We start from the raw sequence: 19,796 nt of genomic DNA on the forward strand, positions 1-19,796 counted from the left end.
TCTCAATCGTCATTTATTAATTGTTATTATAACGAAAGATGCTACTTTGTTTAATAAAAAAACGTTTTGTTCTTATACTATGAAGAACAAAACGTAACACTCGCTTTTACTTATAAGTACCTCTTCTCACCCACTGCGTTGCAATCCATTTCTCGCCTTTCGTTACAGGTGCCCCTCCATGTAACGTAAGCTCATTTAGTGATTGATCTTGATAAAAATACTCAAAGTATACTGCCATTCCCTTTCTAGGATGTACAGAAAGATTTAATTTCGGGAAGTACGTTTCCCCGCCTTCTTCTACATCATTTAAATACATTACAAGCGTACTAATACGATTGTTAACAGCTGATCTACTATGTTCCGCAAAATAATCATAGTGTGCTTTATATTGTTGATCCACTTCATAATTTAAAATGTGCAACCCTTCTCCATGCGACGCAGGAACATTCATGATAGATGAAATTCGTTTTTCAATCTTTGAAGTAAGTTCATTGTCTTCCAAAAATGCACCGCTACTTGTTCGAATATCATTTACATCACGTGATGAACCAACTTTAGAACGCTTCATTTTATTTTTAGACATTTCAATCAATTCATCACACTCTTCATCACTTAGTACATTTGCTAATACGACAATAAGAGGTTCTTCGAATTTTGAAATAATGTGTATTTCTCTATCTTCTGTCATAATCGTATTTCCTTTATGATCAAAAATAGTTTGTTCCTTATTTTCACCTATTTGATTGTTATTTGTCATTTCCCTATTCTCCCTAAAAATAATGATTGGATAGCATGAATATATCATATTCTTTCTACCTTTCTCTTTTTTGAGAAAATTTAAACTTTTAATCATTATATTTATCCATTTCTTCTAAAAAGTCAATTCAATTTATAATAGAAACCCCTGGTTTATCTCCATATATTTCACATATTATCCTTCTATCCAATCGACTATTTTTCCATCCTTTTTTCTATACCGAAAGCTCACCGTATAGAAAGCTTCCTGTTTGAGTTTGCACTGCAACGCAACGAAAATTGAATCATTTTCAAAAACATAATTCCCACTCGCTTCTCCCTTTTCATACTGAAAGAAAAATGCACCTTCTTTTTCTTTTTGCTGTAAGTCTTTTTTTATATCTGTAATAGATCGGTTAAGTAGTTCATCCAGTAAAAACTTTTGTTCTATTTCCATATAAAAATTTTTATCTGTAAGCAGCATATTGGTTTCGTATATAAAAAAAGAAGTTAATAAAATAAGAAAGATGATCGTTCCAGGCATTGTAAACCCATTTTGCCCTCTCATACATTCATTTCCATTTCACTATATCGCATAACTACCCCTTCATATATTTTCCCACTAGTATCTTTCACATTTATAATGAGTACATGAGGTGTTAGTTTGTAAGAAACCGTTCCAATATTTTGTAAAACAACTTCTCTCCCACGCCTATTTACCTTTCTTATAAGACGACTATTCTCTTTTTCATATGATACTTCACTCCCATTACGCGATCGGAATCTTAAAATACTTTCTCCATTTTCAAATGCTAGCTGTTCTCCAGATGATACTTCACGAAACTCCAATTGCGTTTGACCTAAAAACACATCCCACTCCCAATCATTTAATCCTTTTGACTGTTTATTTTCCATTTCAATGAAATGTAGGCGGGGAAAGAGCAAAAAAATATTGATAATAGAAACAGACATACAATCATTTCTATTAATGAAAAACCAAATTCTAATTTACTTTTTCTCCTACATAAAAGCATTGTTCCACCATTCTTTCTTTCACATCTCTCCACATGGTACAAACTTCATTGCCTCCCCAATATGTGTAATACACAATTCCATTCATATTCTTTTCTATTATTCGCTTTTCTTCATTTCCATACATATATATAGCTGCTTCTTTTTTTAATAACCCAGATGCCTTATAACGAATTTGTATATTTTTTCTTTCTTGCATAACTAATACTGTTTGCGGTAGTAGTAACGATACAGCCATCATTAAAACACTTAACGACACAATCATTTCAGCCATTATGGACCCTTTTTGACATTTCACGATACGTAAATCTCCCTCTTCCAAGCTGAAATACAATTTCATATTTATAATTTCGATACGAAATTATAATCGTACCACCTCTATTAATATTTCCACTTGGATTATATGTCATCGGGTTTGGAAACGTATGCAAATCAATTTGTATATCTTCTTCATACTCCCGCTTGACGATATAATACTTTGTACCTAACTCTTTTATAGCATACAAATTTCTATCTTTATACCAACGTAATGTATAGTGCTTTTGACGGTTTATCGCTAATTGCTGCATATACAAAACATCATTTGAAAACTGTCTCAAAAATTGTTCAACTTTTTGTCGCTCGTATAAGGAATGAACACTAAAATACGTAACTATACTCAATACAGAAATAGCAAATAAAACGAGTAACATCTCTAAAAAAGTAAACCCCTGTTGTTTCACAATGTCCTAATTGATACTGTGCCATCATCTGAAATATGAATAGATTCGCCATTCGGACACTTATCAATTGTAATATACTTTTCATCTATCAGTTCTTTTAACGATGGAATTTTATTATGTTGTAATTGATATACTTGTATTTGCGCTTCTATAGATTTCACGTAAGCTGCACACCCTTTTCCTTGGATCGATGAGCGCTGTGTAACTACATTCGGAATAATTAATAGTAATAATATAGTTATGACAACCATTACTAATAGCATCTCTAACAGAGTAAATCCTTCCTCATTCTGCATACAAATGCCTCCTAAATAGAATTCATCATTTGAAACATCGGCATAATCATCGCTAAATACATAAGGACAACGATTCCTCCAATACATGTAAATAAAATAGGCTGAATGATAACTACCATATGTTTAATTTTCCGTTCCATCTTTTCCATAATAAGATCGCTATAGTCACCTAATTCAATCGCTAAATTACCGTTTGCTTGTCCATGCGTAATAACATAAGAAAGTTCTTTCTCGTAATACCCACTTTTAGCAATGATATATTGTAACTGTTCTCCTCCAATTAATTGTCTTTCAATTCGGCTCGCTTCATATTGAAAGAACGGATGATATCTTTGCTCCATCATTATTGTTAAAGCTTCGCATACTGATAGTCCACCATTTAATAAACCACTCAACTGAGTAGCAAAATAATGTGAATGCTTTAAAATAAGAAATGTTTTGATGAAGGGAATACGATGCATGATTTTTACCTGTCTAATATGTGGAAGTTTCCTAAAATACAACATATATAAACTACATCCAATAATAACAGTTACAATAGCGGTTAAAATAATGTAAGGTAGCATTTTTATTGCACTTAAAATTTGTTCTGTAAGTAGTGGTGTATTAGAACCGAACGAACTATAAACCATTTCAACCTGCGGTAATAAGATGAGGTTGAAAATAAAAAGCATGATTAGTAGAAAAAACACCAAAAACATAGGATACTGCATTATTTTCATCATGTCTCTCCTATACTTATCTTTCTTATAAAGAAGTGCACTTCCTTGTTGCAAAGCGAAAGAAATATCACCATGTTGCTCGGCATAAAATAAATAACTTAACATGTCCTGATGAAACCTTAACTGATGAAAAGAATCGTGTAGACTTTTCCCATCTTTTAATCCCTCAACCATGCTTTGCAATTGTACTTTCTTTTCTACAGGTAATTGAAACTGTAAAAATTCTAATGCTTGTAAAAGAGAGTAGCCTTTTTCTAATAATTCTCCTAAACGTTTCAACAATACTACTTGATTACTTAAACTCCAAGTTTTCTTAAACATAAACATCATCTTCTAAAAACCCTAAAGCATATCCTTTTCGTATTGACGATTCTAAAGTCTCATGTTTGTAAGTAACACATTCTCCATTCGCTTCTTTAAGCGCTTGTTTTAACTCATACCCATATAGCAGCTCATAAATGCTTGCTTGCCTTACTTGCCTCATTGATTTACATAAAGTTGAGCACTTCCCTCTGCAAAACGGACATTTCAATTCGACAAGTCGCTGTGCAGCTACAGCCAATAAAGACTGTTCAATCTCTTGCCTCGTTATACCATAATCCATGAAACGAATGATTGCTCCTTTCGCATCATTCGTATGCAGCGTTGTCATTACTAAATGTCCTGTCAAACTTGCTCTTATAGCTATTTTTGCTGTTTCTTCATCACGGATTTCACCGACTAAAATAATATCTGGATCATGACGTAAAATAGCCTTTAATCCTGTTTCATATGTAAGACCCGCTTTTTCATTTATTTGAATTTGTAATACATCGTCACTTCTTTTTTCAACCGGATCTTCAAGTGTAATGATACGACGTGTTTTCTTTTTTCTAATTACCTCTAATAATGCATACATTGTCGTTGTCTTCCCAGAACCAGTCGGTCCAGTAAACACGAGTAGCCCCTGTGAATAGCGTAAAAACGAGAGTAGTTTTGCTGCCGTACTTGGAAATAACGAAAGATGTGATAAGGGCTGAACAGATGCTTGTAAATGAAGGCGAATAACGAGACTTTCTTGATATACTGTTGGAAGTGTTGAAAGGCGTAAATACACTTCTTGTCCATCAATTTGCAAATACAACGAACCATTCTGTGGCTTCCGTTTCTCTCCTATATCCATAGATGCTAAAAATTTAAAATGTGAGACAAGTTTTTCTCCAAACTCCTTTTCAATACATTGTCTCGTCATTAAATCTTTTCCTATACGTAGTTGCACCGCTACATCCTTCTGCCGGGGCACAATATGTAAATCTGACGCTTGTACCCTACACGCTTCTTTTAAAATTGTATTCGCAAAAATTTCAATCCCATTCATCACTTTTCCCTCCTCACTATGTATATAGCATGAAAACATGCACAATAAAAATTTGGATTTTTGTATTTTCAATAGAGGAAAAAGGAAAAATATGTTTGTGAAATTATGAACAATTTCCGAATTATTGTCTGAAATTACCTATACTCATGTTTATCTGTATTATAATGTTATTATCTTGGATAAAGTGATAAAGGTGGAGATCCTCATGGAACAAGCTTTAAAAATTACAGGTGTTTTAGCTGACCCAACTCGTTATTACATTTATAAATATATTTCGCAAAAACATAGTTACGTAACTGTACAAGAAATTGCAGATGAATTCGATATTCATCCAAACGTAGCACGTTTACATTTATCTAAATTAGAAGATGTTCATATGCTTAAATCGGAAACAAAGAAAACTGGAAAAGGTGGAAGACCAAGCAGATTATATGTCTTATCTGAAGATGTTATTCAATTGCAATTTCCATTCCGTGATTATCAATTGTTAGCAAGAATAGCATTTAATTCTTTACTTAGCCTTGGCGCTGCTGGTGAGAAAGCGCTATACGAAACAGGAAAACAATTCGGGGCCGAATTAATGCAACAACATATGCAACGTTTAAATGTGAGTGAAGGTGCTTTAACAGTAGAACAAAAAGTTCAAATTGCAAAAGAAGCTTTCTCAACAGCCGGCTTATCACCTGCATTTGAATTAAGTGCAGATGGAACAAAAATTTTCTATGATGTACACAATTGTCCATTTAAAGAAGTGGCTGTTCATCATCCAACTGAAATTTGTAACATGCACGGAGATATGATGAAAGGAATTTTTGAAATCCTATTCCCTAACATGGAATTAACTCGAAATGATAGTCTATTAGATGGATGTAAATCTTGTAATTATAAACTAACAATTTAATTTCTCATATAAAAAGAAGCCAATAATAATTGGCTTCTTTTTATATGAATGAATATTTACAATAGTAAGAAAAATAAACTATAATGAAAAGAGGTTTTACTTTTTCTAGAAAAGGAGGGAAATAGCATGGATCGCATGTTTCGCGTTCTCGGCTTTTGGACTGGAATTTTCTCGGTTATGTTTTACGTAGGAGATATGCAACAGGCTGCACTACTATTTTTAGGACAAACAGGTTTCTTCGTACTTTTAAGCTATTTAAAATTAACAGAGCGTATGTATATATACGTATTCGGGGCATATTTAACTGTTTTCTTCATAGGATTTACATACTACACGACATTTTTACTTGTCCCTGGGGCTGGACATTAAAAGATGGCATTTTGCCATCTTTTTTTTAATCCCGGAATTTCCTAGTTGACTTATAGGTTTTATTACCTTATATTCTATATAACAGATTGGAATTAGGGGGAATCAACATGAATACACTGCTTGTCGGAATTAACGTTGCAGTCATGCTCATCTTAGTTGGCGTATTATATTATATGCAACGTAAGCATGTATCTTTTAATAAACGTGTATTTACCGCTTTAGGAGTCGGAATTTTATTCGGTCTTATATTACAATTCATTTATGAGCCAACTTCTAAAGTAATTATTGAATCAAATACTTGGTTTGGCTTAATTGGTAACGGTTATGTGAAATTACTTCAAATGATCGTTATGCCACTTATTTTAGTATCTATTATTTCAGCCTTTACAAAATTACAGTTAACGAAAAACCTTGGTAAAATTAGTGGTCTTATTATCGGAATTTTAATTCTTACTACAGGAATCGCTGCAGCTGTCGGTATCGCTGCAAGTGCAGGATTTGATGTATCTGCAACAGGCTTGCAACAAGGTGATGCAGAATCTGCTCGTCTGAAACTAGTTGAAGAAAGATTTACTTCTATTGAAAAGACAACAATTCCAGATAAATTATTAGAGCTATTGCCTACAAATCCGTTTCTTGATTTAACAGGCGCTCGTCCAACATCAACAATTTCTGTCGTAATATTTGCAGCCTTTATCGGCATTGCCTTTATAGGTGTAAAACGAAAATATCCAGAACAAGCAGAGCTATTTAAGAAAATGCTTGATGCTGTATATGCAATCGTAATGCGTATGGTAACATTAATTTTACGCCTTACTCCATACGGCGTATTAGCTCTTATGGCAAAAACAGTTGCTGGTAGCGATATAAATGCTATTTTAAAACTTGGTAACTTCGTGTTAGCCTCTTATGTAGCACTTATCGTAATGTTTATCATTCACTTATTATTAATCGCACTGTCTGGTTTAAATCCAATTCAATATTTGAAAAAAGTATTCCCTGTATTAACATTTGCATTCACATCTCGCTCTAGTGCTGGTGCGATGCCATTAAATATTGAAGCTCAAAAAGAAAAGCTTGGTATCTCCGAAGGAATTGCAAACTTCGCAGCTTCATTTGGAGTATCTATCGGACAAAACGGTTGCGCAGGTATTTATCCAGCAATGCTTGCAATGATGGTCGCTCCAACTGTAGGAATTGATCCATTACAACCACAATTTATTTTAACTTTAATCGCTGTCGTCGCTATTAGCTCATTCGGTGTTGCCGGAGTTGGTGGCGGTGCAACATTCGCAGCTTTAATCGTACTATCTACAATGAACTTACCAATCGGTATTGTTGCTCTAGTTATCTCAGTTGAGCCATTAATCGATATGGGCCGTACAGCTCTTAACGTAAGTGGTTCTATGACAGCAGGTCTTATTTCAAGTAAATGGCTTGGTGAATTAGATCAAGATACGTACAATCAAGACGATACAAAAACTGGTGAAATTGCTTCATAATGAAAGAAAGACGCTAACATACAATTGTTAGCGTCTTTTTTATTCCGTTCCCTCTTTATAGATCTTATCTTGAGAATTATCACTCCAAGTATTCTTTTAATTGCTCTTTTAACTCTTCCTCAATCTCATAACAAGATTCATCAGCGAGTTCCCCTACTTTCTTACTACCCAAAATGTTTGATTGAATTGGCATTCCTAAAAAGATTCTTTCGCATTTCCAAATTGGAATATTGTAAAACTCAATCATCTCTTTTTCTTCATCTAATATAGCTATAGCAACTAATGAATAATAACCCACCTCAAAGGGATTCTCTTTTTCTCTTGCAAATCCCATATCTAATTCCATGTTTTTTTCTATGTATAAATGCGAATACTCTTTATACAATTTAAGTGACATTCGCTCTATTTCCTTCTCCATATATTGAATGTTCTCTTTTAACTCCAACTTAAACTCCTGTTCTTTATATTTCATTTTCGCCTCCTTAAACATAGAAAAAGAGAATACAATAATATATTCTCTTTCCTCAAATATATTTCATTATCTCACAGCCCGTCCTTTTCACAAATAACCATTTTGTTCGCACCATGTATGAAATTGTCCTACGTCTACTCCAACTAACACGATATCCTTTAGCTCTACATCAATGATTTGTTCTCCAATTACAATAGCAAAATGCGATGCTAATTTTGTCTCGTTTTTCTTTACAATTCCAATTCGGTTCCGATGCGGTCCATCTTTTATATATGCTTTTTGTCCTACAATATCAAAGTTCAAGATTTTCACCTCTTTTACTGCGCTCAAATTGGAAATACGATCTCCAACTCGGAAAATTTCCTTTCATTGCACTATTTCTCTATATATATGACGAAACAATAAAAGAGTCCTTCCTTCTTTACAATTATTTTTTCTTTGTTTCATTTTTGTGATTGAAACGTAAAGTTTATAATAAAATACACTTGGAAGCGCTTTCTATGTAATTTTTTATGGTATAATGTATAAGTAGAACTTCGTAAAGAGGGTTAAAAAAATGAATACAAAAATGATAAAAAAAGTAATTGAAGCATTAAAAGTATATGGCTTTCAGGATGTATCATTCTGTGACAAAACGAAGCAATTTTTATTTCATAACGAAACCGATATTATGAGCGGCTATGCAGAAATAACATATAGTAGTCAATTTGAAAAATTCAACGTACAAATTCATCCGATTGAAACACATCACCAAGCAGAGTTACAAGAGGTTGAAAGACATATACAAGCCTGTATAAGAAAAGTGGAATATTTAAACGCACTTCTTAGCGGACAAACAAAACTAGATGACAAAATTATTATAATGTAAAAAAAGAACGTGATCCAATCACGTTCTTTTTTCATTATACGTTCATCTTTTCCTTTAGTTGTAATCCTGTAACAGATTCTAATACATCCATAGATTCTCCAAATGTCATATCAAAAATTGTCTTGTCCTCTATGTATGGAAACTGGCTGAAACGCTTTTCTAACACCTTCACAGCATCTGATGTAAAGTTTGCACTATCAATTCCAAATTCTGTTTCAAGAAGAACGATCCAATCTAATACATGAAAACCTAATCCATTGACGAATGAAATAAGTTTTTCTTCTGGGTTTGAAGATAAGAATACTTGTCGTTCCATCTCACTAAAAAGTTCTTCTCCTAAAATTTCAGCTAACTCATCATCATGTTCGCGTTCAACAAGCTCTTCGTAGCCGTAATCATCCACAAGCTCTTCTACTTCTTCACTATCCTGACAAAGCAATTGACTAAGAAGTGCCTCTTTCTTAAATTCACTATTTTGTACGACTTCTAAAAAGCTCGTTTCCCATCCATTTTCTAATTTCATATTATGTACTCCTTTATATACGTTTCTTATCATCACTGTACCCAAAAGATCACTTTTATAACCTTTTAGGTAGTTACTATTATTTCACATGATTCATAACATAAGATGCAAACTCAGCTACATCTCCTTCAAAAATATTTATTTCTGGCAAGTGATAGAACGTTGTTTGGAGCGGATTTCCTGCATGATATACATATATCGTTTTCTCTAGCGCAATCGCCATTCCAAACTCTGTATGGCTCCCGTTTCCGCCATCTAATATAAGTAAAAACACATCCGCTTCTTTTACAGCATTTTGTTCTGCCTGACCAATTTCTCTTAATTGTTCTTGATTCGCTGCTCTTTCGTTTTTGGCCCAATCATATGTATGGTGCCATCCTGCATGTTTCAGTTCATTTGCTACGGAACGTACAAGATGTTTATTTTGGAAACCTGAGGCGATATAAAAATTCATTTATATACACTCCTTCATTATGTATGGGGAAACTCCTTTTTAGCGTTATTTGTTATAGCTATAATAAAGAACAACTTCAAAAAAAATCCCCATCTTTAAAACTTATTTGCGTTTAAATGATGGGATGCTTCATGGTCTTCTTTTATTTTTTGTTTTTTATAACTTTCATCAGCTAACATTTCTAGTTCAGCTGTTATCTCTGACTTTTCAAGCTCTCTTTCTTGCGAAAATTTCCTTGAAATATAAACAATAACACTACCAACGTACAACACAAAGCATATAATAAGTGCAGTATTTTCATAGAGACTTAGCTCCAACACAGTCACTCCTAATCCATTCGTATTTTCACGCCTCATTAATTGGAATTTCTCTATTAACCCAGTTATTATCCCGCTATTTGAGGGCAGTAAGACTCCCTCCTCAAATTTCAGTAAAAGTAAAGAAGTTAGATGTGGGATGCACCCAACTGATTAAAGTTTCACTTTATTGTAACATAAAAATATCAATTCTTGGAATCTTTCACCCTACTAAAAGAGGCATGATTGTTTCATCATGCCTCTGAAATATTTTGAATGATTGTTTGAATTGCTTCTTTTCCATTATATTTTTTTAGTGCTGTTTTATACTTCTCATTATTTTGATTCAATTCTTCGACATACTTTATCAGAGATTTTACAGTTACATCTTCTTCATATAATACGGAGGCATACCCTTGCCTTTCAAAGGACTCTGCATTTAATATTTGATCTCCACGGCTTGCAAATTTCGATAATGGAATTAAAACCATCGGCTTTTGTAATGTTAAAAATTCAAAAATTGCGTTGGAGCCCGCGCGTGAAATAACAAAATCTGTTACCGCTAATATATCCGGCAGTTCTCCATGTACATATTCAAATTGTCTATATCCTTCTTTATTTTGTAAACTTTCATCAAGGTTACCTTTTCCGCAAAGGTGAACAATTTGATACTTTTTAAGAAGTTCTGGTAATGCTTCTCGAGCCGTATCATTAATTTTCTTCGCGCCCAAGCTGCCTCCCATAATCGTAATAACTGGCTTTTTACGTGAAAAACCTAAAAATGCTAAACCTGTTTCAGGATTTCCCTTCAGCACTTCTTCACGTACAGGAGATCCCGTATATATTACTTTTCCTTTCGGTAAATGCTTCGCTGCTTCTTCAAATGTAACAAATATTTTCGAAGCAAAACGAAGCGCAATTTTATTTGCTAGTCCTGGCGTCATATCAGATTCATGTAATAAAACTGGTACTCTATTTAGCCATCCTCCAATTACGACTGGTACAGATACGAAACCGCCTTTTGAAAAAATCACATCTGGTTTTAGTTTTCGAATCCTTACATACGCATCCATAACACCCTTCATTACAAGAAAAGGATCTTTTATATTTTTCAAATCAAAATAACGACGTAGCTTTCCACTCGAAATACTATAGTAGGGAATGCCTTCCTTTTCTATAATCGTTTTCTCAATACCTTGATGAGAACCAATATAAGAGATATCCCAGTTGTCTTCCTGTAAATGTGGGATAATGGCTAAATTAGGTGTTACATGTCCTGCCGAACCGCCACCTGTAAAGACTATTTTCTTCATACGTCTCCCCCTTCTAGACTATAATACACTAAAATATCTTGCCTCAGGGTGAGAAAATACCATAGCCGTTACGGACGCTTCTGGCTCCATCATGAATCCTTCTGTTAATGAAATACCTATTTCCTCTGGATGAATTAAGCGAAATAGCTTTTCTTGATCTGCAAGTTCTGGACACGCCGGATAACCAAATGACACGCGTATTCCTCTATATTTCGTACGGAAACGTTCTTCCATCGTCAGTTCAGGTGAGTCTGGAATGCCCCAGCGGTCACGAATGAGCATATGTGTTTTTTCAGCAAGTCCTTCTGCTAATTCAAGCGCTAACGATTGAATGGCATGACTACGTAAGTAATCACCTTTCGCCTTCCACTCTTCAGCAATGTCCCGAACTCCTTCCCCAACCGTAACAGATAAGAAAGCAACATAGTCCATCTCATCTCCAATTGGGCGCAAATAATCGCCTAAAGTACGATAGGGGGCCTTTCCTTGTCTAGGGAACGTGAAACGCTCTATAACACGCGTATGATCTTCTGGATCATATATTACAATGTTTTGTCCATCGCTTTGCGCTGGGAAAAATTGATACACTGCTTTTGGCTTTAACCAAGATTGTCCTTCTTGCAATAATTCATCTATTAAATCATTTAATTCATGCGCTCTCTTATCTCCCTCTTTCAAAAGCTTCTTCACATTTCCTTTTAATCCAAGGTGATGCCCAAGTAGCATTTGTCTATTTAAAAATGGAGCGAGATGAAGGGCGGGAATATCGCGTAATACAATTCGTTTTGTTGAATCAGGCACGATAACCTCAGCCTTTGGTAATGGCTCAATTACTGCTGGAATTTCTACTTTCTTCTCCTCTTTTTTTACGATATGAAGATGCCGTTCTTTCTTATCCTGTTTCATCTTCTCACGCTCTTCTTCTTTTTGAAGCTTATTAATAATATCGAGCCCCGTCATCGCATCACTCGCATAACAAACGAGCCCTTTATATGATGGTGAAATCCGATTATCTGTAAACTTTCTCGTTAATGCTGCACCACCTACAACAATGGGAACATCAATATTTGCAGCTTTTAAATCTTCAGCAGTCGTTACCATTTGTTGCGCTGATTTTACTAATAAACCTGAAAGTCCTATAATGTCCGGATTCTTTTCTTGTACTTCTTGAACAATTCGATCTGAACGTACATTAATTCCTAAATTAATAATCTCATATCCGTTATTCGCTAAAATAATTTCAACGAGATTTTTCCCAATATCATGCACGTCACCTTTTACAGTTGCTAATAATACTTTCCCTTTTTTCGCACTATCACTAGATTCCATATATGGCTCTAAATAACTTACAGCAGCTTTCATACTTTCGGCACTTTGCAATACTTCAGCAACAATAAGTTCATTATTATTAAATAGTCGTCCTACCTCGTCCATCCCTGTCATAAGCGGACCGTTAATAATATCAAGAGGTTTTCTTCCTTCTTCAAGTGCAAGACTTAAATCCTCGTGTAATCCTTGTTTCGTACCTTCTACAATATAATTTGCTAGTCTTTCATCAAGCGTTAACGTTTCTTGCACAACGACATCTTTCTTTTTAGCGACTCGGTAAAAGTTTGTAAATTCTTCTAACGTCTCTTTAGTCGTTTCAAACAGTAATGCATCTGCAAGGTGTTTTTCTTCCTCTGGAATCGACGCATAGCGTTCTAATTTTTCCGTATTAACAATCGCGTAATCTAATCCAGCCTTCGTAGCATGATATAAAAAGACGGAATTCAATACTTCACGTCCAGCTGGTGGTAAACCAAATGATATGTTACTTACACCTAAAATCGTTAAACACTCTGGTAACGCTTCTTTAATAAGACGAATTCCTTCTATAGTCGCTGCCGCTGAACCAATATATTCTTCATCACCTGTCCCTACTGGAAACACAAGTGCATCAAAAATAATATCTGACGGACGTATTCCATATTTCGTCGTTAATAATTCGTAACTTCTTTTTGCAATTTCTAATTTTCTTTCAGCACTTACTGCCATACCATCTTCATCGATTGTACCAACTACAATTGCAGCACCATACTTACGAAGAAGCGGTGTTACCTTTTCAAAACGCTCTTCTCCATCTTCTAAATTAATAGAGTTGATAACAGCTTTTCCTTGAATATAAGTAAGTGCTCTTGCCATAACATTTTCATCCGTTGAATCAATCATAATCGGTACTTTTAACACTTTCGTAACTTCTGTCAAAAATTTCTCCATATCTTCTATTTCATCACGATCAGGATCTGCCATACAAATATCAATAATATGAGCATTTTTCTTCACTTGCGCCCTTGCCACTTCAGCAGCCTCTTCAAATTTCCCTTCTGCTACTAATCGTTTAAATTTACGTGATCCAATAACATTCGTTCTTTCACCTACAAATAACGGTCTCATAGACTCATCGTATTGCAGTGCCTCCAATCCACTAATTCCATGTCCTTCTCTCTCATGATGGTCACGAGGCTTAAGAGATGCTAGCGCGGATTTCATTGCTTTTATATGTTCTGGTGTCGTGCCACAACAACCACCGATAATATTAACCCATCCTTCTTCAGCAAATCGCTTCACCTTTTCAGCAAGAGAAGATGGAGATTCATGGTAATGTCCATCTTCATCAGGAAGACCTGCATTTGGATAACAAGAAATGTAACACTCCGATAAATCAGATAGTGAACGAATATGGTCCCTCATAAACTCCGGACCAGTCGCACAGTTTAATCCAACAGATAATGGTTTCATATGTTCTACTGATAAATAAAAAGCTTCAATTGTTTGCCCAGCCAGAGTCGTTCCCATTGGCTCAATCGTTCCTGAAATCATAATAGGAACCGTTTTTTTCATTTCTTCAAAAGCAGCTTGAATTCCAATATAAGCTGCTTTCACGTTACGCATATCTTGACTCGTCTCAACGAGTAATACATCAACTTCTCCTTTTAACAATCCTCGTGCCTGCCTTGTATAAGCCTCAATCAATTCTTCAAAAGTCACACCACCTGTAACACTAATTGCTTTCGTTGTTGGTCCCATTGCTCCCGCAACATATACTTCCTTCCCGCTTTCTTTAACAGCTTGCTTCGCCAAAAGTGCTGCCTTTTCATTTAGTTCTTCATCTAAATGAGACAGCTCATAATCACTTAGTACAATATTCGTTGCCCCAAATGTATTTGTTTCAATAATATCCGCTCCAGCTTCAATATAAGCTTTATGAATTTTTAAAATAACGTCTGGTCTTGTTTCTACTAAATATTCATTACAGCCCTCGTACTCTTCTCCTCCGAAATCTTCAGCAGTTAAATCCTCTTGCTGAATCATTGTCCCCATTGCCCCATCTAATATTAAAATGCTATTCTGTAATTTTTCTTCTATACACTTCATCAATTAATACCTTCTTTCACTTCTTGCTTTTCTCTTACATATTTAACAAGATGTTCTGTAATTTCATACTTTAAAAATGGTGTAATAAGATAAATACCATTAAAATATTTCATCGCTATGTCGATTAATTCTTGCGAAATGCGAATCCCTTCCTCAATTGCTGCCTCTTTCGTTTCGTGTCCATCCATTCTCTCTCTTATTTCTTCAGGAAGAGTAATACCCGGCACCTCAAAATGAAGAAAATCTGCATTCCGCTTACTTACTAACGGCATAATTCCAATAAAAATAGGTTGTTCCAAATGCTTTGTCGCTTCATACACTTCTTCAATTAGCGCGATATCGTAAATTGGCTGAGTTAAAAAATACTCCGCTCCAGCATCTATTTTTCGTTCCATTCGCTTAACCGCTGCTTTTAAGTGCCTCACGTGAGGATTAAATGCGCCGCCTACAGAAAACCTTGTCGCCGGTCCAATTGATTTCCCTAAAATTGAACGTCCATCGTTCATTTCTTTAATCATTTTAATGAGCTCAATAGAGGATAAATCATATACAGAAGTTGCACCGGGAAAATCACCAACGCGCGCTGGATCACCAGTTAAAGCTAACACTTCTTCCATCCCTAACGCCGATAAACCTAACAAATGAGATTGTAGTCCAATGACGTTATGATCTCTACACGTTAAATGTGTCAATACTGGGATATCATGCTTGGTTAATAACGCACCCATTGCCATATTCGAGATGCGAGGCGATGCTAATGAATTATCTGCTAGAGTAATAGCATCTGCTCCCGCTCTTTTTAACGCTCTTGCTCCTTCAAAAAAACGCTGTGTATCTAACGTTTTCGGTGGATCTAATTCCACTACAACTGTCGTTTGTTTTTTCGCTTTCTCTGCTAGAGTGACGTGAGCCTTCGAACGTTTCTCATGCGTATGAACGACTTTCGGCCTTTGAATCGTGTCTTTTTCTATTACAGGGGTAATATTCGCAACAGCGCGCTTCATACTTTGAATATGTTCTGGAGTCGTACCACAACAACCACCCAATAATCGAATACCTTGCTCAATAAATCTCGGTGTCATCGCTTCAAAATAAGCTGGGCTTCCCTCATATACATAACGTCCCTCCACATAATTCGGGAGACCTGCATTTGGGTATGCTGATAAATAGCCATTTTGCGGAATCGATATCATTTTGAAAGCTTCCGTCATATGAAGCGGCCCTAGTTGACAATTCAATCCAACAACATTTGCACCGCAATCTATAAGTTGCTTTAATATTTCATTGACATCATTTCCATTTTGAGTCGTACCTGCTTCATGTAACGCTAATTGAGCAACAATTGGAATATTCGTTTGCTTACGCAATACTTTAACGGCATGAAGTAATTCAAATTCATCGTAAAAAGTTTCTAATAGTAATCCATCAACCTGCTCTTCTAGTAAAGCCCCTGCCTGTTCAAGTAGCATAAACTCCCTTTCCATATCAGTCGTTGTAACGGCTCCGATGTGTTTCATACCACCAATTGTTCCTAAAATTGCATTTCTGTCTGTAACAGATGCTTTCGCCAGTTTTACTGCCGCTCTATTAATTTCTGTAACTTGATTTTCTAAACCATACATACGTAATTTCGTCTCATTTGCCCCATACGTATTCGTTTGAATTACATCTGCTCCAGCAGCTACATATTGTTTATGAATCGATATAATTAAGTCTGGATCAGATACATTCAATTCTTCAAAGCTACTTTGCAAACCATGTGAATGCAATAACGTCCCAACCGCACCATCACCTATTACAATTCCTTTTGATAATAAATCTAGTAATTTCACGAATCTCCCTCATTTCTATCAATATAAAAACCCCCTCTTCACTTTGAAGAGGGGGACATAATCGTTCCTCCTCTTATTATGCAAAACATTCGTTTTGCAGGTATTAGCACCGTTTCAAACATTTCGTTTGAAGGTTGCCGGGTTTCACAGGGCCTTTCCCTCCACCGCTCTCAATAAGAGTTGTCTTTATTATTTTATTTATGTAGCTAAAAGGAAATGCGTTCCCCTTTTAACAATGTTTGTTAATTTTTTAATAAATTTAGCATGCACAAAAGTAAAAGTCAATGATACTTGCGGAAAAATAAAAATTATTTAAAATAAACTTGCAATTCAATTATCTTTTGTTGTAAAGTTAAAAACATAATAAAAATTTCATACGAACATTCTTATCTAGAGAGGTAGAGGGACTGGCCCTATGACGCCTCAGCAACCATTAACAGTTTGTTAATAAGGTGCTAATTCCAGCAAATTGTGAAAGATTTGACAGATGAGAAGAAGACTCTATTCAAACCGAAAGCCTTCTTCTTAGAAGGCTTTTTTTATTTTATATTCACTTAATGTTTCAATTTAAAAAGGAGGAATTTTCACATGTCAACAATCGAAACGAAACTAGCACAAATCGGAAATCGCAGTGAAACTACAACAGGAACGGTTAATCCACCGGTTTATTTCTCAACCGCTTATCGTCACGAAGGAATTGGTAAATCTACTGGCTTTGACTATTCACGAACTGGCAATCCAACTCGCGGTCTTTTAGAACAGGCGATCGCAGACTTAGAATATGGCGAACAAGGTTATGCCTGTAGTTCAGGGATGGCGGCTGTTCTCCTCGTCCTTTCTCTATTCCGCTCTGGAGACGAACTTATTGTATCTGAAGATTTATACGGAGGAACGTATCGATTATTTTCTGAGCACGAAAAAAAGTGGAATGTTCGATGTAGATACGTAAATACACAATCTATTAAACAAATTGAGCAAGCTATCACAACTGAAACGAAGGCTATTTTCATAGAAACTCCAACTAATCCATTAATGCAAGTTACTGATATTGCTGCTGTCGCAACTGTAGCGAAAAGGCACGGACTACTTCTTATTGTAGATAACACATTCTACACACCTTATATACAGCAACCATTAACAGAAGGTGCTGACATTGTACTCCATAGCGCAACGAAATATTTAGGGGGACATAACGATGTACTAAGCGGACTTGTCGTTGCAAAAGGAATGGAACTTTGCGAGGAAATCGCTCATTATCATAATGCATCAGGCGCGGTTTTAAGCCCATTTGACTCATGGTTATTAATTCGCGGTATGAAAACGTTAGCGCTTCGCATGAGACAACATGAAGAAAATGCGAAAGCAGTTGTTGCATATTTAAATGATGAAAACGGGGTGACAGATGTATTTTATCCAGGAAGAGGCGGCATGATTTCATTCCGCCTTAAAGATGAAGCTTGGATTAATCCATTCTTACAATCTTTATCCTTAATTACATTTGCAGAAAGTCTTGGTGGTGTAGAAAGTTTAATGACTTATCCAGCAACGCAAACACATGCTGATATTCCTGAAGATATTAGAACAGCAAACGGTGTATGCAATCGTCTTCTTCGATTCTCCGTTGGCATTGAAAATAGTAACGATTTAATTCAAGACTTAAAGCAAGCCATTAAACTCGTAAAAGAAGGTGTAAAAATATGAGCTATTCTATAGATACACTCTTACTACACAACCAATATAAACATGACTCACAAACGGGCGCTGTGAACGTTCCCATTTATAACACATCAACTTTTCACCAGTTTGATGTAGATACGTTCGGAAAATATGACTATAGCAGGTCAGGAAATCCAACTCGTGAAGCTCTTGAAGATATCATTGCTTTATTAGAAGGTGGAACAAAGGGATTCGCCTTTGCATCAGGCATTGCAGCGATTTCCACTGCATTCCTCCTTCTTTCACAAGGTGATCACGTACTCATTTCAGAAGATGTATACGGAGGCACTTACAGAGTGATAACTGAGGTACTCTCCCGTTACGGTGTTTCACATACATTTGTTGATATGACCAATTTAGAAGAAATAAAACAAAACATTAAACCAAATACAAAGCTCTTTTATGTAGAAACACCTTCTAACCCACTTTTAAAAGTGACAGATATCCGCGAAGTTTCTAAACTTGCAAAATCTATTGGCGCTCTTACTTTTGTTGATAATACTTTTTTGACACCACTATTCCAGAAACCACTTGAACTTGGAGCTGATGTCGTTCTTCATAGTGCTACAAAATTTATTGCTGGTCATAGTGATGTTACTGCCGGATTAGCAGTAGTAAAAGATGCAGAACTCGCTCAAAAGCTTGGATTTTTACAAAATGCATTCGGTGCTATTTTAGGGCCTCAAGATTGTTCTCTCGTACTTCGTGGCCTAAAAACATTGCATGTACGCCTCGAGCATTCAGCTAAAAATGCCAATAAAATTGCACATTATTTACAAGAGCACACTAAAGTACAAAATGTCTATTATCCTGGATTACAAACGCATCTCGGATTTAATATTCAACAATCTCAAGCAACATCAGCTGGAGCGGTCTTATCGTTTACTTTGCAGTCAGAAGATGCACTCCGCCAATTTTTGTCAAAAGTAAAATTACCCGTTTTTGCAGTTAGTTTAGGAGCGGTAGAGTCAATTCTTTCTTACCCAGCAAAAATGTCACATGCAGCACTGTCGCAAGAAGCTCGTGATGAAAGAGGGATCTCTAATTCATTACTTCGGTTATCAGTTGGCCTTGAAAATGTTGACGATTTAATATCCGATTTTGAAAATGCCCTTTCTTATGTAGAAGAACCTGTAAATGCATAGAATGAATAGAAGATATGAAATTAAGTTTTCATATCTTTTTTTATGCTGTCTACCATACTCGTTTTAGTGCTTTTCTGTCTATATAGTTCATTAAAAAATAAAATTTTTATCTATTTCCAAGTAA

At 35.4% G+C, this 19,796-nt stretch carries 21 protein-coding genes, 1 pseudogene and 2 riboswitches; of the genes and pseudogenes, 6 read left to right on the forward strand and 16 right to left on the reverse strand.

The genetic code is table 11. From position 1 onward, the window contains the following. Positions 1-106: 106 nt before the first annotated feature. The 8 genes and pseudogenes from ACYFX0_RS05755 to comGA all read right to left on the reverse strand — a co-directional run bounded on the left by ACYFX0_RS05755 (position 107) and on the right by comGA (position 4,864). Positions 107-757, reverse strand: coding sequence for a 2OG-Fe(II) oxygenase (locus ACYFX0_RS05755; RefSeq protein ID WP_000183864.1), 651 nt, complete (start codon positions 755-757; stop codon positions 107-109). Between the two features lie 174 nt (positions 758-931). Next, positions 932-1,303 carry a competence type IV pilus minor pilin ComGG gene (gene comGG / locus ACYFX0_RS05760; protein ID WP_001214886.1) on the reverse strand — a complete coding sequence of 124 codons (372 nt, stop codon included), beginning with the start codon at positions 1,301-1,303 and terminating at the stop codon, positions 932-934. Then, positions 1,300-1,769: pseudogene (gene comGF, locus ACYFX0_RS05765) on the reverse strand (competence type IV pilus minor pilin ComGF). The gene comGG and the pseudogene comGF overlap by 4 nt, the downstream one beginning before the upstream one ends. After that, positions 1,739-2,041, reverse strand: a complete 303-nt coding sequence (locus ACYFX0_RS05770; RefSeq protein ID WP_000829465.1) for a hypothetical protein — start codon at positions 2,039-2,041, stop codon at positions 1,739-1,741. The pseudogene comGF and the gene ACYFX0_RS05770 overlap by 31 nt, the downstream one beginning before the upstream one ends. Next, positions 2,034-2,489, reverse strand: a complete 456-nt coding sequence (gene comGD / locus ACYFX0_RS05775) for a competence type IV pilus minor pilin ComGD (RefSeq protein WP_002082168.1) — start codon at positions 2,487-2,489, stop codon at positions 2,034-2,036. Before comGD ends, ACYFX0_RS05770 begins: the two co-directional genes overlap by 8 nt. Next, positions 2,486-2,785 (reverse strand): competence type IV pilus major pilin ComGC, encoded by a 300-nt coding sequence (gene comGC, locus ACYFX0_RS05780; RefSeq protein WP_001178680.1) that lies wholly within the window; start codon positions 2,783-2,785, stop codon positions 2,486-2,488. Before comGC ends, comGD begins: the two co-directional genes overlap by 4 nt. A gap of 11 nt (positions 2,786-2,796) precedes the next feature. Next, entirely contained in the window at positions 2,797-3,834 is a 1,038-nt protein-coding gene (gene comGB, locus ACYFX0_RS05785; protein WP_106082358.1) for a competence type IV pilus assembly protein ComGB, read from the reverse strand. Beyond that, positions 3,821-4,864 (reverse strand): competence type IV pilus ATPase ComGA, encoded by a 1,044-nt coding sequence (gene comGA, locus ACYFX0_RS05790; RefSeq protein ID WP_001013181.1) that lies wholly within the window; start codon positions 4,862-4,864, stop codon positions 3,821-3,823. The genes comGB and comGA overlap by 14 nt, the downstream gene beginning before the upstream one ends. A gap of 205 nt (positions 4,865-5,069) precedes the next feature. Here comGA and ACYFX0_RS05795 point away from each other — a divergent pair, with 205 nt between their 5' ends. From ACYFX0_RS05795 to ACYFX0_RS05805, 3 genes are all read left to right on the forward strand, one after another. Next, a complete protein-coding gene (locus tag ACYFX0_RS05795) occupies positions 5,070-5,765 on the forward strand; it encodes a helix-turn-helix transcriptional regulator (protein WP_000434110.1) in 696 nt (231 codons plus the stop codon). Between the two features lie 126 nt (positions 5,766-5,891). Beyond that, on the forward strand, positions 5,892-6,134 hold the full coding sequence (locus ACYFX0_RS05800; RefSeq protein WP_000375619.1) for a DUF2626 domain-containing protein: 243 nt from the start codon (positions 5,892-5,894) through the stop codon (positions 6,132-6,134). A 107-nt stretch (positions 6,135-6,241) separates the two neighbouring features. Then, positions 6,242-7,636, forward strand: coding sequence for an L-cystine transporter (locus ACYFX0_RS05805; protein WP_001094344.1), 1,395 nt, complete (start codon positions 6,242-6,244; stop codon positions 7,634-7,636). A gap of 79 nt (positions 7,637-7,715) precedes the next feature. On the opposite strand, the gene ACYFX0_RS05810 is transcribed toward ACYFX0_RS05805, so the two are convergent. Then, positions 7,716-8,108 (reverse strand): hypothetical protein, encoded by a 393-nt coding sequence (locus tag ACYFX0_RS05810; RefSeq protein WP_106082346.1) that lies wholly within the window; start codon positions 8,106-8,108, stop codon positions 7,716-7,718. A gap of 87 nt (positions 8,109-8,195) precedes the next feature. Then, a complete protein-coding gene (locus tag ACYFX0_RS05815; RefSeq protein WP_142338634.1) occupies positions 8,196-8,411 on the reverse strand; it encodes a DUF3912 family protein in 216 nt (71 codons plus the stop codon). A 253-nt stretch (positions 8,412-8,664) separates the two neighbouring features. On the opposite strand from ACYFX0_RS05815, the gene ACYFX0_RS05820 reads away from it, so the two are divergent. After that, on the forward strand, positions 8,665-8,976 hold the full coding sequence (locus ACYFX0_RS05820) for a hypothetical protein (protein WP_001093238.1): 312 nt from the start codon (positions 8,665-8,667) through the stop codon (positions 8,974-8,976). 34 nt (positions 8,977-9,010) lie between these two features. On the opposite strand, the gene ACYFX0_RS05825 is transcribed toward ACYFX0_RS05820, so the two are convergent. The 6 genes from ACYFX0_RS05825 to ACYFX0_RS05850 form a co-directional block, all read right to left on the reverse strand. Next, positions 9,011-9,499, reverse strand: coding sequence for a hypothetical protein (locus ACYFX0_RS05825; RefSeq protein ID WP_000764268.1), 489 nt, complete (start codon positions 9,497-9,499; stop codon positions 9,011-9,013). A gap of 79 nt (positions 9,500-9,578) precedes the next feature. Continuing rightward, on the reverse strand, positions 9,579-9,953 hold the full coding sequence (locus tag ACYFX0_RS05830) for a nucleoside 2-deoxyribosyltransferase (RefSeq protein ID WP_001012339.1): 375 nt from the start codon (positions 9,951-9,953) through the stop codon (positions 9,579-9,581). Between the two features lie 95 nt (positions 9,954-10,048). Further along, positions 10,049-10,309 (reverse strand): DUF3966 domain-containing protein, encoded by a 261-nt coding sequence (locus ACYFX0_RS05835; protein ID WP_001250699.1) that lies wholly within the window; start codon positions 10,307-10,309, stop codon positions 10,049-10,051. 194 nt (positions 10,310-10,503) lie between these two features. Further along, on the reverse strand, positions 10,504-11,562 hold the full coding sequence (locus ACYFX0_RS05840; protein ID WP_000724743.1) for an undecaprenyldiphospho-muramoylpentapeptide beta-N-acetylglucosaminyltransferase: 1,059 nt from the start codon (positions 11,560-11,562) through the stop codon (positions 10,504-10,506). A gap of 18 nt (positions 11,563-11,580) precedes the next feature. Then, positions 11,581-14,979, reverse strand: coding sequence for a methionine synthase (metH, locus tag ACYFX0_RS05845; RefSeq protein WP_044784483.1), 3,399 nt, complete (start codon positions 14,977-14,979; stop codon positions 11,581-11,583). Next, the gene (locus tag ACYFX0_RS05850; protein WP_000770367.1) at positions 14,979-16,811 is read right to left on the reverse strand and encodes a bifunctional homocysteine S-methyltransferase/methylenetetrahydrofolate reductase; all 1,833 of its coding nucleotides are present in this window, start codon (positions 16,809-16,811) and stop codon (positions 14,979-14,981) included. The genes metH and ACYFX0_RS05850 overlap by 1 nt, the downstream gene beginning before the upstream one ends. Positions 16,812-16,881: 70 nt before the next feature. Further along, positions 16,882-16,991, reverse strand: a riboswitch (SAM riboswitch). Between the two features lie 203 nt (positions 16,992-17,194). Beyond that, a riboswitch (SAM riboswitch) is annotated at positions 17,195-17,305 on the forward strand. A 94-nt stretch (positions 17,306-17,399) separates the two neighbouring features. Here ACYFX0_RS05850 and metI point away from each other — a divergent pair. Together metI and metC are read left to right on the forward strand one after the other, a co-directional pair. Next, on the forward strand, positions 17,400-18,512 hold the full coding sequence (gene metI / locus ACYFX0_RS05855; RefSeq protein WP_000103895.1) for a cystathionine gamma-synthase/O-acetylhomoserine thiolyase: 1,113 nt from the start codon (positions 17,400-17,402) through the stop codon (positions 18,510-18,512). Next, entirely contained in the window at positions 18,509-19,672 is a 1,164-nt protein-coding gene (gene metC / locus ACYFX0_RS05860; RefSeq protein WP_016098968.1) for a cystathionine beta-lyase, read from the forward strand. The genes metI and metC overlap by 4 nt, the downstream gene beginning before the upstream one ends. Positions 19,673-19,796 lie beyond the last annotated feature (124 nt).

It is taken from the genome of Bacillus sp. NEAU-Y102, assembly GCF_054788175.1.

What these genes read in the sequence shown, in the direction of transcription:
- ACYFX0_RS05820 (WP_001093238.1), top strand. Translation starts at nt 8,665, where the DNA reads ATGAATACAAAAATGATAAAAAAAGTAATTGAAGCATTAAAAGTATAT.
- metH (WP_044784483.1), bottom strand. Translation starts at nt 14,979, where the DNA reads ATGAAGTGTATAGAAGAAAAATTACAGAATAGCATTTTAATATTAGAT.
- metC (WP_016098968.1), top strand. Translation starts at nt 18,509, where the DNA reads ATGAGCTATTCTATAGATACACTCTTACTACACAACCAATATAAACAT.
- ACYFX0_RS05800 (WP_000375619.1), top strand. Translation starts at nt 5,892, where the DNA reads ATGGATCGCATGTTTCGCGTTCTCGGCTTTTGGACTGGAATTTTCTCG.
- comGB (WP_106082358.1), bottom strand. Translation starts at nt 3,834, where the DNA reads ATGTTTATGTTTAAGAAAACTTGGAGTTTAAGTAATCAAGTAGTATTG.
- comGC (WP_001178680.1), bottom strand. Translation starts at nt 2,785, where the DNA reads ATGCAGAATGAGGAAGGATTTACTCTGTTAGAGATGCTATTAGTAATG.
- ACYFX0_RS05840 (WP_000724743.1), bottom strand. Translation starts at nt 11,562, where the DNA reads ATGAAGAAAATAGTCTTTACAGGTGGCGGTTCGGCAGGACATGTAACA.
- metI (WP_000103895.1), top strand. Translation starts at nt 17,400, where the DNA reads ATGTCAACAATCGAAACGAAACTAGCACAAATCGGAAATCGCAGTGAA.
- ACYFX0_RS05755 (WP_000183864.1), bottom strand. Translation starts at nt 757, where the DNA reads ATGACAAATAACAATCAAATAGGTGAAAATAAGGAACAAACTATTTTT.
- ACYFX0_RS05830 (WP_001012339.1), bottom strand. Translation starts at nt 9,953, where the DNA reads ATGAATTTTTATATCGCCTCAGGTTTCCAAAATAAACATCTTGTACGT.
- ACYFX0_RS05810 (WP_106082346.1), bottom strand. Translation starts at nt 8,108, where the DNA reads ATGAAATATAAAGAACAGGAGTTTAAGTTGGAGTTAAAAGAGAACATT.
- comGG (WP_001214886.1), bottom strand. Translation starts at nt 1,303, where the DNA reads ATGAGAGGGCAAAATGGGTTTACAATGCCTGGAACGATCATCTTTCTT.
- ACYFX0_RS05770 (WP_000829465.1), bottom strand. Translation starts at nt 2,041, where the DNA reads ATGGCTGAAATGATTGTGTCGTTAAGTGTTTTAATGATGGCTGTATCG.
- ACYFX0_RS05825 (WP_000764268.1), bottom strand. Translation starts at nt 9,499, where the DNA reads ATGAAATTAGAAAATGGATGGGAAACGAGCTTTTTAGAAGTCGTACAA.
- ACYFX0_RS05795 (WP_000434110.1), top strand. Translation starts at nt 5,070, where the DNA reads ATGGAACAAGCTTTAAAAATTACAGGTGTTTTAGCTGACCCAACTCGT.
- ACYFX0_RS05805 (WP_001094344.1), top strand. Translation starts at nt 6,242, where the DNA reads ATGAATACACTGCTTGTCGGAATTAACGTTGCAGTCATGCTCATCTTA.
- ACYFX0_RS05835 (WP_001250699.1), bottom strand. Translation starts at nt 10,309, where the DNA reads ATGAGGCGTGAAAATACGAATGGATTAGGAGTGACTGTGTTGGAGCTA.
- comGA (WP_001013181.1), bottom strand. Translation starts at nt 4,864, where the DNA reads ATGAATGGGATTGAAATTTTTGCGAATACAATTTTAAAAGAAGCGTGT.